The organism is Geothrix sp. SG200 (genome assembly GCF_022808935.1).
Taxonomy (GTDB): Bacteria; Acidobacteriota; Holophagae; order Holophagales; family Holophagaceae; genus Geothrix; species Geothrix alkalitolerans.
Map to the genome: position 1 here is coordinate 51,666 of NZ_JAKZFR010000004.1, position 13,054 is coordinate 64,719.

Annotated in this window: 10 protein-coding genes; 6 read left to right on the plus strand and 4 right to left on the minus strand. The window is 68.5% G+C overall.

Annotation, left to right across the window (positions count from 1 at the left end; all coding sequences use genetic code 11):
- Positions 1-22: 22 nt before the first annotated feature.
- The 4 genes from ML539_RS09495 to ML539_RS09510 all read right to left on the minus strand — a co-directional run bounded on the left by ML539_RS09495 (position 23) and on the right by ML539_RS09510 (position 4,862).
- The gene (locus tag ML539_RS09495) at positions 23-1,162 is read right to left on the minus strand and encodes a molybdopterin molybdotransferase MoeA (RefSeq protein WP_243322825.1); all 1,140 of its coding nucleotides are present in this window, start codon (positions 1,160-1,162) and stop codon (positions 23-25) included.
- 37 nt (positions 1,163-1,199) lie between these two features.
- The gene (locus ML539_RS09500; protein ID WP_243322826.1) at positions 1,200-2,729 is read right to left on the minus strand and encodes an MFS transporter; all 1,530 of its coding nucleotides are present in this window, start codon (positions 2,727-2,729) and stop codon (positions 1,200-1,202) included.
- A gap of 21 nt (positions 2,730-2,750) precedes the next feature.
- Entirely contained in the window at positions 2,751-4,277 is a 1,527-nt protein-coding gene (locus ML539_RS09505; protein ID WP_243322827.1) for an MFS transporter, read from the minus strand.
- A 99-nt stretch (positions 4,278-4,376) separates the two neighbouring features.
- Positions 4,377-4,862, minus strand: a complete 486-nt coding sequence (locus ML539_RS09510; RefSeq protein ID WP_243322828.1) for an Rrf2 family transcriptional regulator — start codon at positions 4,860-4,862, stop codon at positions 4,377-4,379.
- 341 nt (positions 4,863-5,203) lie between these two features.
- Between ML539_RS09510 and ML539_RS09515 the strand changes: the two genes are divergently transcribed.
- Genes ML539_RS09515 through ML539_RS09540 form a run of 6 tightly spaced genes read left to right on the plus strand, consistent with a single transcriptional unit; the run spans position 5,204 to position 13,052 of the window.
- The gene (locus ML539_RS09515; protein WP_243322829.1) at positions 5,204-6,025 is read left to right on the plus strand and encodes a c-type cytochrome; all 822 of its coding nucleotides are present in this window, start codon (positions 5,204-5,206) and stop codon (positions 6,023-6,025) included.
- Between the two features lie 18 nt (positions 6,026-6,043).
- Positions 6,044-9,670, plus strand: a complete 3,627-nt coding sequence (locus ML539_RS09520) for a nitrate reductase subunit alpha (protein WP_243322830.1) — start codon at positions 6,044-6,046, stop codon at positions 9,668-9,670.
- Positions 9,671-9,681: 11 nt separating this feature from the next.
- Positions 9,682-11,178 (plus strand): nitrate reductase subunit beta, encoded by a 1,497-nt coding sequence (gene narH / locus ML539_RS09525; protein WP_279341597.1) that lies wholly within the window; start codon positions 9,682-9,684, stop codon positions 11,176-11,178.
- A gap of 2 nt (positions 11,179-11,180) precedes the next feature.
- Positions 11,181-11,807, plus strand: a complete 627-nt coding sequence (locus ML539_RS09530) for a molecular chaperone TorD family protein (RefSeq protein WP_243322831.1) — start codon at positions 11,181-11,183, stop codon at positions 11,805-11,807.
- Complete coding sequence (narI, locus tag ML539_RS09535; RefSeq protein ID WP_243322832.1) at positions 11,797-12,471, plus strand: respiratory nitrate reductase subunit gamma; 675 nt, start codon at positions 11,797-11,799, stop codon at positions 12,469-12,471. Before ML539_RS09530 ends, narI begins: the two co-directional genes overlap by 11 nt.
- A gap of 2 nt (positions 12,472-12,473) precedes the next feature.
- Complete coding sequence (locus ML539_RS09540; RefSeq protein ID WP_243322833.1) at positions 12,474-13,052, plus strand: cytochrome c3 family protein; 579 nt, start codon at positions 12,474-12,476, stop codon at positions 13,050-13,052.
- The last annotated feature ends 2 nt before the right edge of the window (positions 13,053-13,054 follow it).

The window sequence follows — 13,054 nt, forward strand, 5'->3', positions numbered from 1 at the left end:
CGATCCAGGTCTTGGAGCGGGGCTACACCACCGTGAGGTAGCGCACCTTGGTCCCGGCCTCTTCGCCGGGGGCCTCAACCCACGCGAAGGCGTCGGCCTGGGCGAGGGTGACGAGATCGGCGGAGCCCTTGCCGGGCAGGGGGTGGAGCTGGCCGTTCGCGAGGCGGCAGGGATGCAGCAGGGGGCGGTCCCCCTTGTGGCGCACCGCGCCGGCCAGGCGGCCGCGGCGCCAGGGATCCGGCAGGGCGCGGCCCTCCAGTTTCGCCAGCGCCACGGGCAGGAAGAGCAGCGCGTTGAGGTAGGCGGACACGGGATTGCCCGGCAGGCCCAGCACCAGCAGGTCCCCGAGCTGGGCCGCCAGCATGGGCTTGCCGGGCTTGAGGCGGATCTTGTGGAAGAGGATCGTCGCGCCCAGGTCCCTCAGCACCGCGGGCAGGTGGTCGTGCTCGCCCATGCTCACGCCGCCGGAGGTCAGCAGGATGCGGGCGCCGCCGGGGCTCCGCAGGGCGGCGGCCAGGGCCTCGGGATTGTCCGGGAGGGCGGGGCGCCGCTCGACCTCCGCCCCCAGGGCATGGGCCAGGGCGGCCAGCATGGGCCCGTTGGAATCCCGGATCTGGTGCGGCCGGGGATCGGCCACCAGCTCGTCGCCGGTGGAGGCTACGGCCACGCGGATCCGCGTGGGTGCCGGCAGGGGCTGGCCCACCCACGCGCGGAGGGCCGTCCGGGCCACGTTGAGAGGCTGGTCCGCGGCCAGCAGCAGGTCGCCGGACCGGGCCTGGCCGCCGCGGGGCCGGACATGGTCGCCGGCCTCGGGATCGGTCAGGGGATGGATGAGGCCGGCCTCCTCCCGCAGCTGCTCCACGGGCAGGATGGCGTCCGCCCCGGCGGGCAGGGCCGCCCCAGTCATGATGCGCACGGCGGTGCCCGCCGTGACGGTGAAGGCTGCGGGGTCGTCTCCGGCGAAGAGGGTGCCCAGCAGGCGGCGCGGAGCCGGGCCATCCCCGGAGCGTAGGGCCACGCCGTCCATGGCCGCCAGGTCCGTGGCGGGATCGTCCCGGTCCGCCCGCACTTCGGGGAAGGCGGGCGCGGGGAGGGCCGTCCAGAGTCGGGCCAGGGCCTCGTCCAGGGGCAGCAGGTCGGGATGATCGCAGGTCATGGCCATGGGCGAAGGATACCGCCACGGGCCAGGCAGCGAGCTGTCAGCACTTCACCTCGGCGTTCTTCCGCGCGTAGTACCACCAGTTGAGGACGAGGCACAGCACGTAGAAGGCCGCGAAGCCGTAGAGGGCGACCTCGACCTTCCCGGCATCCACCTGGATCTTGAAGATGGCGGGGATGATGAACGCCCCGTAGGCGGCGGCGGCGGAGGTCCAGCCCAGCACGGGGCCCGCGAGCCTGGGCTCGAAGATGAAGGGAACCATCTGGAAGGTGGACCCGTTGCCCAGGCCCGAGGCCACGAACAGCAGCAGGAAGAGGATGAGGAAGGGGAGGAAGTGGGTGGCCGGATCCGGCGCGGCCTGGGCCAGCTTGACGAAGTGGGCCACGCCCAGGGCGCCGAGGATCATCAGCACCGTCGCCCACTGAGTGACCTGGGAGCCGCGGAACTTGTCCGAGAGCAGGCCGCCGATGGGCCGCACGAGGGAGCCCACCAGCGGGCCCAGGAAGGCGTAGGCCAGCGGGTTGGGGCTGTGGGGATTCAGCACGCCCACGGGGTAGCGGCCGAACACGACCTTGATGAGCAGGGGCAGGGCGGAGCTGAAGCCGATGAAGCTCCCGAAGGTCATGAGGTAGAGGATCGTCATGATCCAGGTGTGCTTCTTGGGGAAGATGGCGAACTGCGCGACCAGCCCCGCCTTGATCCTCCCGGGAAGGAGCTTCATGAGGCCCAGGCACAGCAGGATGGTGAGCACCAGCACGCCCATCTGGGTCATCAGGCCCAGCTTGAAATTCAGCAGCAGGAGCACGCCCACGGCCGTGGCGGCGAACCCGATGACATGGAGGCCCAGGATCTTCAGGAGGGCGAGGGCCGCAGGTTCGCAGTCCTGGCCTTCGCGGTTGTCCATGAGGAACCAGGCGAGGAGGGCGAGCACCGCCAGGAAGGGAACCCACACCAGGGCGCCGTTCTGCACCCACAGCTGGCGGCCCGCGGCGTTCAGGTGCGGCGCGCCGGCCAGGGCGCCGAACATGGAGGCGCCCATGACGGCGGGCACCAGCACCTGCATGATGCTCACGCCCAGGTTCCCGATTCCGGCGTTGAGACCCAGGGCCAGGCCCGCCAGGCGCTTGGGGAAGAATCCGTTGATGTTGGCCATGGAAGAGGCGAAGTTGCCGCCGCCGATGCCGCTGAGGGCCGCCAGCACCGCGAAGGTGGCGAAGGGTGTGGCCTTGTCCTGGAGGGCGATGCCCGCGCCCAGGGCTGGGGCCACCAGGAGGGCGGTGGTGAGGGCGATGGTGTTGCGGCCTCCCGCCAGGCCCACCAGGAAGGCGCTGGGGATGCGCAGCGTGGCGCCGCTCAGGCCCGCGATGCTGATGAGCGTGAAGAGCTGCGCGGGCGTGAAGGGGAAGCCCACCTCCTTCATGCGCACCGTGAGCACGCTCCAGAACATCCACACGCAGAAGGCGGAAAGCAGGGCGGGAACGGAGACCGAGAGGTTCCGCCAGGCCGTGCGGCTGCCCCCCGAGGCCCAGGCCTGCGGGTCTTCGGGGTTCCAGTGGGTGAGCTTGGACATGGGGTTCTCCAGGAGTGGGGGTCAGGCCGGTTCAGGGGCGCCGGTTTCGGCGAGGGCGGACGCCGGGCGTTCGAAGCGGGTGAAGAGGGTCTCATTCTGCTCGCGGGTGAGGCGCCGCACCACCGTGTGGAGCCAGACCAGGCAGACGACGGAGAGAACGGCAAGGAACAGCCACATGGTGGTCCACAGGCCCGTGGCCTTGAGCAGGTAACCGAAGAGGATGGGCCCCACGAAGCCGCCCAGGCCGCCGATGACGCCCACGATGCCGCCCACCACGCCCACCTCGTCGGGGAAGTAGTCGGGGATGTAGCGGTAGACGGCGGCCTTGCCGATGCCCCACACGATGCCCACCACGAAGACCAGGAAGGTGAAGATCCAGACGTTGGCCTGGAAGAACACATGGGTGGTGCCCGAGGCCAGCAGCTGCTTCTTCTTCACGCGGTCGCCCACCTTCACCACGGGCGTCTGCCAGAAGCGGCTCTGGGGCAGCACGAGCATCCCCCCGTCCTGGGCGTCCGGCGCCGCTTCCTTGGTGCGGAAGGCATAGGGCGTGTCCCCCACCAGGATGCGGCCGGGGGCCACCTCCGTGACCACGCCGCCCACCTGGGCCAGCACGGAGGGCCCGGGGCTTTCGATGGACATGCGGGGCACCATGAGGGCCGCGCAGGCCACGATGCTCAGGCCGAATGTCCAGTACATGACGGCGCGGGCGCCGAAGCGATCGGACATCCAGCCCCCCGCCGCGCGGATGAGGCCGGAAGGCAGGCTGAAGAGGGAGGCCAGGAGGCCCGCCATGGCCAGGCTCATGCCGTAGACGCCCACGTAGTAGGGGATCAGCCACTGGGCCAGGGCCACGAAGCAGCCGAAGACCAGGAAGTAGTAGAGGCCGAAGCGCCACACGCGCAGGTGGCGTAGGGGCGCGAGCATCTGGACGAAGGTCTTGCCCTTCGCGCCCTCCGCCTTCTTCTCGTGGGTGAGCAGGAAGAAGGCCGCGGCCATGATCAGCAAGGCGATCGCATAGAGCTTCGGCAGCATGCGCCAGGCTTCCAGGTTCGCTCCGCCCGCCGTGAGTTTCTTCAGCAGGAAAGGGGCGCCCATGCTGGTGAGGGCCGAGCCCGCGTTGCCCGCGCCGAAGATGCCCAGGGCCGTGCCCTGGCGTTCCTTGCTGAACCAGACACTGGAATAGGCGATGCCCACGGCGAAGGCCGCCCCCGACAGGCCGAAGCCGAGCGATGCCAGGAGGAATCCCTGGTAGCTCTGGACGCTGCCCAGCAACCAGGTGGGCAGGGCGGCCAGCAGGAGGAGGATGGCGTAGACCTTCCGCCCGCCGAAGCGGTCCGTGAGCAGGCCCACGGGCAGGCGCATCACCGAGCCCGTGAGCACGGGGATGCCGATGAGCCACCCGATCTGGGCCGTGTCCCAGCGGAAGAGGCCATTCTCCACCAGGAAGGTGACGAGGACGCCGTTCAGCGTCCACACGGCGAAGCAGAGGGTGAAGGCCAGGGTGCTCATGGCCAGGGCGGTGGCGGCTCGGGATCGTTCCGACATGGACGGCTCCGGGTTTGGAGGAAAAGCGGATTTAAATATCCTAAAATAATTCATGAACTCGATTTGAGATCGTGATGGGGATCACGCGCTCTCGAATATCTATACGGGGGCGGCCACCGCGAGATCCGGGTCCTCGGGCGGCCTGGGGGCGGACCGGGCCGCCTGGAGATCACGCAGCGAGGTCTGGGCCAGGACCCGGGTGAGGAGGGTCTGGAGGACGTCCCAGGCGGGTCGGATGGGGCAATGGCAGTCCTCGCCCACCGCGGCGCGGCCCAGCAGGCAGTCCTCGAAGGGCTCCGGCCCCTCCATGGCCAGCACCACCTCCCGCAGGGTGATGTGCTCCGGGGCGCGGGTCAGGCGGAAGCCCCCCGTGGGACCCCGGAGGGACTCCAGGAGGCCCGCGTGGCAGAGGGTCTGGAGGATCTTGGCCAGGAAGGGGCCGGGCAGGTCCAGCTCCGTAGCCAGGTTCCGGGCCAGCCGGTAGGTGCCGTCCCCGGGCATCCGCACGAGGGCCTGCAGGGCGTAGCGCGTGGGGGCATGGAAGAGGCTGCGCGGGTGGGGACAGCCGGGCTGGGGATGGTTCATGGACCTTCCGGAAGTGAAATAAAAAGAATTTGTAGTCTGAATATAGACCACTCATAAACCGGCGCCATGCCTGAATTTTGCGAATTGGCAATCACGCAGGCGGGGAGCGCCCTCGCCTCGGGATCTCGAGTAAGACGGAGTCTCAAGATTGCGACAAATGTCGATATTCATATTTAATTGCTAATAATAATTATTTTGTTTAAATTTCTGATTTCCACAACTTCTGAGTGAACCCCCCTTGCGCGGTCAGGGGAGGTGGAGCCATACTTGGCCGAATTTCAGAACAATCATTCCTAAAACTGCCGCGCCCCTCGCGCCGGCTGCTCCCTCGAGGAGGTGTTGTGTTCCCCAGGATCACGCCAAGGCAGGTGCTCGCCTGGATCCTCCTCGCCGTCCTGGCTCCGACCTTGGCCCCGGCCCTGGCCGCCCAGGACGCGGAGGCCCAGTTCCGCAAGAGCTGCATGAGCTGCCACACCATCGGAGCGGGCCGGAAGGTGGGTCCCGACCTCAAGGGCCTGGGCCAGCGCCGGCCCCACGAGTGGGCGGCCAAGTTCATCCAGATGCCCTCCGCCCAGCTGGACGGCGGGGATCCCACGGCTGCGGCCCTCCTCCGGGAGTTCAACGGCACGCGCATGCCGGACCTGGGGGTGACCGCCGCCGAGGCCCTGGCCCTCCTCAAGCTCATCGACGACTACACGGCCGCCGGAAGGACTCTCGGCAGCGCGGCCATCGCCCGGGCCGCCACGCCCGCCGACATCCGGAATGGCCAGCAGCTCTTCATGGGCTTCACGCGGTTCGCCTCGGGCGCGCCCGCCTGCATGTCCTGCCACAACGCCCAGGGGCTGGGCGGCTTCGGGGGTGGGCGCCTGGGGCCTGACCTCACCGGGGCGTCCGGGAGGCTGGGCGTGGGTCTCGTGCCCGCCATCGAGAACCCGGCCTTCCCCACCATGCAGGGCGTGTTCCAGAAGACGCCGCTCACAGCGGATGAGGCCTTCCAGGTGGGCAGCTTCATCAAGAGCCTCGCGGCCCAGCCTCCGGCCCGCACGGACATGGCCTTCCCCGTCCTGGGCATCGTGGGCCTCGTCTCCGGGATGCTGCTGGCCGGCCGCCTGGGCCGCCGGCGCTTCCGCGGCCTGCGCCGCAACCTCAAGCCACGCGCCTGATCCGGAAGGAACCGAGACATGACCGAGCGCAAGCAGAGCCACTGGATCACCGACATCGTCGATCCCGAAACCCGCTCCTGGGAGGAGTTCTATCGGAACCGCTGGGCCCACGACAAGGTCGTGCGCAGCACCCACGGCGTGAACTGCACGGGGAGCTGTGGCTGGAACATCTACGTGAAGGAGGGGATCGTCACCTGGGAGATGCAGGTGGTGGACTACCCCCTGCTGGACGAGAAGGTGCCGCCCTACGAGCCCCGTGGCTGCCAGCGCGGCATCAGCTTCAGCTGGTACCTCTACAGCCCCCTGCGGGTGAAGTTCCCCTACATGAGGGGCGCCCTCATGGACCTCTGGGAGGAGGCCAAGGGCAGGCACCAGGATCCCGTGGCCGCCTGGGCCAGCATCCAGGCCGACCCCGAGAAGCGCTCGCGGTACCAGCGCGCCCGGGGCAAGGGCGGCTTCCGCCGGGCCTCCTGGGACCAGGTGGGTGAGCTCATCGCCGCCGCCAACATCCACACCATCAAGACCCACGGGCCCGATCGCATCGCGGGCTTCAGCCCCATCCCCGCCATGTCCATGCTGAGCTACGCCGCGGGCTCGCGCTTCCTCCAGCTCATGGGCGGCACCAACCTCAGCTTCTACGACTGGTACTGCGACCTGCCGCCCAGCAGCCCCGAGATGTGGGGCGAGCAGACGGACGTGCAGGAGAGCGCCGACTGGTACAACGCCAAGTTCCTGGCGGTCATGGGCTCGAACCTGAACATGACCCGCACGCCGGACTGCCACTTCGCCGCCGAGAGCCGCCACAACGGCACGAAGATGGTGGTGTTCAGCCCCGACTTCAACCAGGTGGCCAAGTACGCAGACGAGTGGATGCCCGTCCACCAGGGCCAGGACGGCGCCTTCTGGATGGCGGTGAACCACGTGATCCTCACGGAGTTCCACCACCAGAAGCAGGTGCCCTTCTTCCTGGACTACCAGAAGACCTACACGGACGGGCCCTTCCTGGTGGAGCTGGTGGAGGCCGAAGGCGGGCTCCGTCCCGGCCAGCTCCTGCGGGCCGGGCGCCTCGCGAAGTACGCGGACGAGGAGCACGGCGAGTGGAAGTTCCTCATGTGGGACGAGGCCAGCGGCGTCCCCAAGATGCCCAAGGGCGCCGTGGGCCATCGCTGGGGCACCAAGCAGGGCCAGTGGAATCTCCTGCTCCAGGACGGCAAGGACGACAGCCCCATCGCACCATCTTTGACCTTCCTGGGCGGCGAAGCCGCACAGGTCCAGTTCGACGACTTCGCGGGCGGGAGCACCTGCCTGCGCGGCGTGCCCGTGCGGCGCGTAAAGCTGGCGGACGGCACGGATGCCACGGTCACCACGGTCTACGACCTGCTCATGGCCCAGTTCGGCGTGGCGCGTGGCCTGGGGGGCGCCTATCCCACGGACTACGACGATGCGAACGGCGTCTACACGCCCGCCTGGCAGGAGCGCATCACAGGCCTCTCGCGGCAGAACGTCCTGCGCTTCGCCCGGGAGTGGGCCCGCACGGCGGAGCTGACCCGGGGCAAGTGCACGGTCATCATCGGCGCGGGCATCAACCACTGGTACCACAACAACCTCATCTACCGCGCCGCCCAGCATGCGCTGGTCTTCTGCGGCTGCATCGGCACCAACGGCGGCGGCCTCGCCCACTATGTCGGCCAGGAGAAGCTGGCGCCCGTGGCCTCCTGGTCCGCCATCGCCATGGCCCGGGACTGGGTGCCCGTGAACCGCCTCCAGAACGGCCCGAGCTGGCACTACGTCAACTCGGACCAGTGGCGCTACGAGCGCGAGTTCAAGGCCTACAACACCGTGCCCGACGGCAGCTCATTGGTGGAAGGCCACTGCATGAACATGCAGACTCGCGCCGTGCGCAGCGGCTGGCTGCCCTTCTATCCCCAGTACAACGAAAGTCCGGTGGCCGTGGTGGCCGAGGCCCGCAAGGCCGGGGCCAAGGACGAGGCCGCCATCATCGCCAGCACCGTGGACCGGCTGAAGAAGAAGGACCTCCGCTTCTCTGTGGAGGACCCTGATGCCCAGGAGAACTGGCCCCGGGTCTGGTTCATCTGGCGCGGCAACGCCATCGGTACCAGCGCCAAGGGCCACGAGTTCTTCCTCAAGCACTACCTCGGCACCCACAGCAACACCATCGCCGAGGAGGTGGCCGAGGGCACGCTGAAGGACGTGACCTGGCGGCCCACCGTGACCGGGAAGATGGACCTGGTGGTGGACATCAACTTCCGCATGGACACCTCGGCTCTCTACAGCGACATCGTGCTGCCCACGGCCACCTGGTACGAGAAGACCGACCTCAACTCCACGGACATGCACAGCTTCATCAATCCGCTGTCCGCGGCAGTCCCGCCCTGCTGGGAGTCCCGGAGCGACTGGGACATCTTCAAGGACATGGCCAAGCGGGTGAGCGAGCTGGCCGCCAAGCACCTGCCCGAGCCCATCGAAGACCTCGTCTCCTCGCCCCTAACCCACGACAGCCCAGCCGAGATCGCCCAGCCCCACATCCGCGACTGGATGGCGGGCGAGTGCGAGGCCATTCCCGGCAAGACCATGCCGGGTCTCAAGGTGGTGACGCGGGACTACAAAGCCATCTACGAGAAGTTCATCGCCCTGGGCCCCCTGGTGCGCGAGCAGGGCCTGGGCGCCCACGGCGTCAAGTATCCCATCGAAGACGTCTACGACCGCATGCTGGAGACCCACCCCACCGTGGAGGTCGGCGGCCAGAAACGGCCCAGCCTGGCGGAGGACGTCCACGCCGCCAACGCGCTGTTGCACCTGGCGCCAGAGACCAACGGCGAGCTGGCCTACCGAGCCTACCAATACATGGAAGGGCGCACGGGCCTGCCCCTGAAGGATCTGGCCGAGCCCTACCGGGGTGTGCGGCGCAGCTTCAAGGACCTGCTGTCCCAGCCCCGCCGCGTCATCAACAGCCCCTGCTGGTCCGGGCTGGTGGACGACAAGCGACCCTACTCCGCCTTCACCTACAACGTGGAGCGCATGGTGCCGTGGCGCACGCTCACGGGCCGCCAGCACTGCTACCTGGACCACGAGGGCTACCTGGCCTTCGGCGAGCACCTGCCCACCTACAAGCCCACGCCGCCGGCCCAGGTGCTCGGCGACCTGCGCTGCTCCAAGCGCGAGGGGAACACCCTGGCGCTGAACTTCCTCACGCCCCACGGGAAGTGGCACATCCACTCCACCTACGGCGACACCGAGCGCATGACCACCCTGTCGCGGGGCCAGGATCCCCTCTGGCTCAGCGAGGAGGATGCGGCCTCCATCGGCCTCAAGGACAACGACTGGGTGGAGATCCACAACGACAACGGCGTGGTGGTGGTGCGCTGCTGCGTCAGCGCACGCATCCCGCGCGGCGCCTGCATCCAGTACCACGCCACGGAGCGCACCTACAGCGTGCCCAAGTCGCCCCTGCGCGGCATGAAGCGGGCGGGCATGAACAACAGCCTCACCCGCGCCCGTCTGAAGCCGAACCTCATGGTGGGCGGCTACGGGCAGTTCACCTACCACTTCAACTACTGGGGACCCACCGGCGTGAACCGCGAAACGGTGGTCTACGTCCGCAAGCTCGGCCAGCTGGTCTGGTAGGAGGACCCGACATGGATATCCGCTCCCAAGTGGCGATGGTGTTCCACCTGGACAAGTGCATCGGGTGCCACACCTGCTCCATCGCCTGCAAGAACGTGTGGACGGACCGCAAGGGCGCCGACTACATGTGGTGGAACAACGTGGAGACCAAGCCCGGCACCGGCTACCCCACCCAGTGGGAGAACCAGGAGGAGTACAAGGGCGGCTGGGTGGTGAAGGACGGCAAGCTCCAGCTGCGCCTCACCTCCAAGGGCAAGTTCCTCCAGAAGATCTTCCACCAGCCGTCCCTGCCCACCATGGACGAGTACTACGAGCCCTGGACCTACCGCTACGAGGACCTCTTCAACGGTCCCGAGCAGGACGACCAGCCCACGGCCATCCCCGTCAGCAAGGTGACAGGCCAGTACATCGACATCGAGGCGGGCCCCAACTGGGACGACGACCTGGGCGGCTCGCCCCTCTACGCCCGCAACGACGTGAACCTCTCGGCCCTCAGCGAGGAACAGCGGCTCCAGCTGCTCTCCATCGAGACGCTGGTGATGTTCTACCTGCCGCGCATCTGCAACCACTGTGCGAACCCGGCCTGCGTGGCGGCCTGCCCCAGCGGCGCCATCTACAAGCGGGGCGAGGACGGCATCGTCCTCATCAACCAGAACGTCTGCCGCGGCTGGCGCTACTGCGTGTCCGCCTGCCCCTACAAGAAGGTCTTCTACAACTGGAGCACGGGCAAGTCCGAGAAGTGCCTGCTCTGCTACCCCCGCGTGGAGACAGGCCAGGCTCCGGCCTGCTTCCACTCCTGCGTGGGCCGCATCCGCTACATGGGCGTGCTGCTCTACGACGCGGACAAGATCGAGGCCGCGGGCCTGCGCCCGGACGCCGAGCTGGTGACGGCCCACCGGGACCTGCTGGTCGATCCGAACGACCCCGCGGTCATCGAGTCCGCCCGGAAGAACGGCGTCAGCGAGCAGGTGCTGAAGGCCGCCCGCCAGAGCCCCGTCTACCGCTTCGTGAAGGACTGGGGCCTGGCCCTGGCGCCCCACCCGGAATACCGCACCTTCCCCAGTCTCTTCTACGTGCCGGCCCTAGGTCCTGTTACCTACTCGGTGGAGGACGGCGTGGCCCTGAACCCCACCTCGACGGAGGAGATCTTCGCGCCCCTGGACCAGGCCCGCCTGCCCATGTCGTACCTGGCCAGCCTCTTCGGGGCGGGGCAGGAGGCCCCCGTGCGCTACGCCATGAAGAAGATGCTGGCCATCCGCACCTGGAAGCGCGCCACGGAGGTGGGTGACGTGGACCTGAAGGTGGCCCTGGCGGGCCTCCGCGAAGCGGACTGCGATCCCGAGCAGGCGGAGGCCATCTACCGCCTCACCAGCCTCTGCGGCTTCGAGGACCGCTTCGTCATCCCGGCCTCCCACCGGGAGCAGGCGGTGGAGGTGCTCACCAACCCGCTGGAACGGAAGGGGGCCGCGGGCTTCGGCTTCCGCGAAGCGCCCCAGAGGGGGTTCTGATCATGCGCATTCCGACGCACCTCATCCCCGGCATCGCCGCCCTGCTGCGCTATCCCGACGAACGCACCCAGGCCCTCGCGGCCTCCCTGGCGGACGCGGCCATGGCCACGGGCCATCCCTGCCAGGAACACCTGGAGGCTTTCGCCCTCACGGCCCGCGGCCTGGACCTGCGCGAGCTCCAGGAGCTCTACACCCGCGCCTTCGACCTCACCCCCGAGGGCACGCTGGACATCGGCTGGCACCTCTTCGGCGAGACCTACCAGCGTGGCCAGTTCATGGCCATGATGCGGCACCACCTGCAGCTCCACGGCCTCGAGGAGGGGGGGAACCTGCCGGACCACCTTCCGAACCTGCTGGACCTGGGCATGCGGCTGGAGCGCCAGGACGCCATGGACCTGGTGGACGACTGCCTCCTACCGGCCCTGGAGAAGGTGATCCCGGCCCTCCGGGAGAGCCCCTACCACCACGTGCTCCAGGCCCTCTTCCTCATCTTCACCGTCGATCGAATGCCATCCGAGGGGGACCGCCCGGGCCGTGCGGCCCTCTGCGTCCCCCCCAGCTCCCCCCACGCCCGGCCCGGGCAAAGCCCGGACCAGTCGTCACCTGCGGAGGCGGCCTGTGCTGACTAACTTCCTCTTCGTGGGCTTCCCCTACGTGGCCCTGGTGCTGGCCATCGTGGTCAGCATCCTGCGCTTCACCTGGCGGCCCTTCAGCTACTCCAGCCTCTCCAGCCAGTTCCTGGAGTCCGAATCGCTCTTCTGGGGCTCGGGTCTCTGGCACTGGGGCATCCTCTGGGTGCTGTCCGGGCACCTCTTCGCCTTCTTCCTGCCCGAGGCCATCCTGGCCTGGAATGCCCGTCCCCTGCGGCTCTACCTGCTGGAGATCACCGGGCTCTCCATGGCCCTCCTGGCCCTGGTGGGCGTGGTGGCCCTCCTCGTCCGCCGCTTCACGGACCGGCGCGTGAAGGTGGTGACGAGTCCCCTTGACCTCGTGCTGCTCGTGGTGCTGCTCTACCAGGTGGCCAGCGGCATCGACGTGGCCATCCGCTACCGCTGGGGCAGCGCCTGGTTCTCCACCAACGCGGCGCCCTACCTCTGGAGCCTGATCAAGCTCGCGCCCCGTCCCGAGCTCATCGCGCCCCTGCCCTGGATGGTGAAGCTCCACTTTCTGAGCGGCTTCACCGTCATCCTCCTGCTGCCCTTCACCCGTCTCGTCCACTTCCTCGTGGTGCCCATCTGGTACTACTGGCGCCGGCCCCAGGTGGTGATCTGGAACCGGAAGGGGCTCCGGTGAGGATGCGGACCATCGCCATCACGGGCGCGGTGTCCTTCGGCGCCTCGCTCATGATCTTCGCGCTGAGCCTGGACACGCGCCTGCTCGGGGACCAGAGCGGCTACAAGCCCGCCCAGCCCATCCCCTACTCCCATGCCCTCCATGCCGGCGAGCTGAAGATGGACTGCCTCTTCTGCCACACCTCGGCGGAGAACAGCCGCCACGCGGGTATCCCGCCCCTCAGCACCTGCATGAAGTGTCATGAGACGGTGCTGAACCGGGCGGGCACGCCCGTGGGCAAGTCGGATCCCAGCCCCGAGATCCAGAAGCTGCGGGACGCCTACGCGTCGGGTCGGGGCTTCGCGTGGGTCCGCATCCACCGCCTGCCCGCCCACGTCACCTTCCCGCACAGCCGTCACGTCCGCGCCGGCGTGGCCTGCCAGTCCTGCCACGGCGAGGTGCAAGGCATGGAGCGGGTGGAGCAGGCCATGGCCCTGACCATGGGCGAGTGCCTGGCCTGCCACCGCCTCGAGAACCAGAAGCAGCTCCTGGCCGGCCGCCCGCCCCAGGCGCCGACGGACTGCTCGGCCTGCCATCACTGAGG

Excerpts from the sequence above, each read along its gene's own strand:
- ML539_RS09495 (WP_243322825.1), bottom strand. The coding sequence starts at position 1,162 with ATGGCCATGACCTGCGATCATCCCGACCTGCTGCCCCTGGACGAGGCC.
- ML539_RS09500 (WP_243322826.1), bottom strand. The coding sequence starts at position 2,729 with ATGTCCAAGCTCACCCACTGGAACCCCGAAGACCCGCAGGCCTGGGCC.
- ML539_RS09505 (WP_243322827.1), bottom strand. The coding sequence starts at position 4,277 with ATGTCGGAACGATCCCGAGCCGCCACCGCCCTGGCCATGAGCACCCTG.
- ML539_RS09510 (WP_243322828.1), bottom strand. The coding sequence starts at position 4,862 with ATGAACCATCCCCAGCCCGGCTGTCCCCACCCGCGCAGCCTCTTCCAT.
- ML539_RS09520 (WP_243322830.1), top strand. The coding sequence starts at position 6,044 with ATGACCGAGCGCAAGCAGAGCCACTGGATCACCGACATCGTCGATCCC.
- narH (WP_279341597.1), top strand. The coding sequence starts at position 9,682 with ATGGATATCCGCTCCCAAGTGGCGATGGTGTTCCACCTGGACAAGTGC.
- ML539_RS09530 (WP_243322831.1), top strand. The coding sequence starts at position 11,181 with ATGCGCATTCCGACGCACCTCATCCCCGGCATCGCCGCCCTGCTGCGC.
- ML539_RS09540 (WP_243322833.1), top strand. The coding sequence starts at position 12,474 with ATGCGGACCATCGCCATCACGGGCGCGGTGTCCTTCGGCGCCTCGCTC.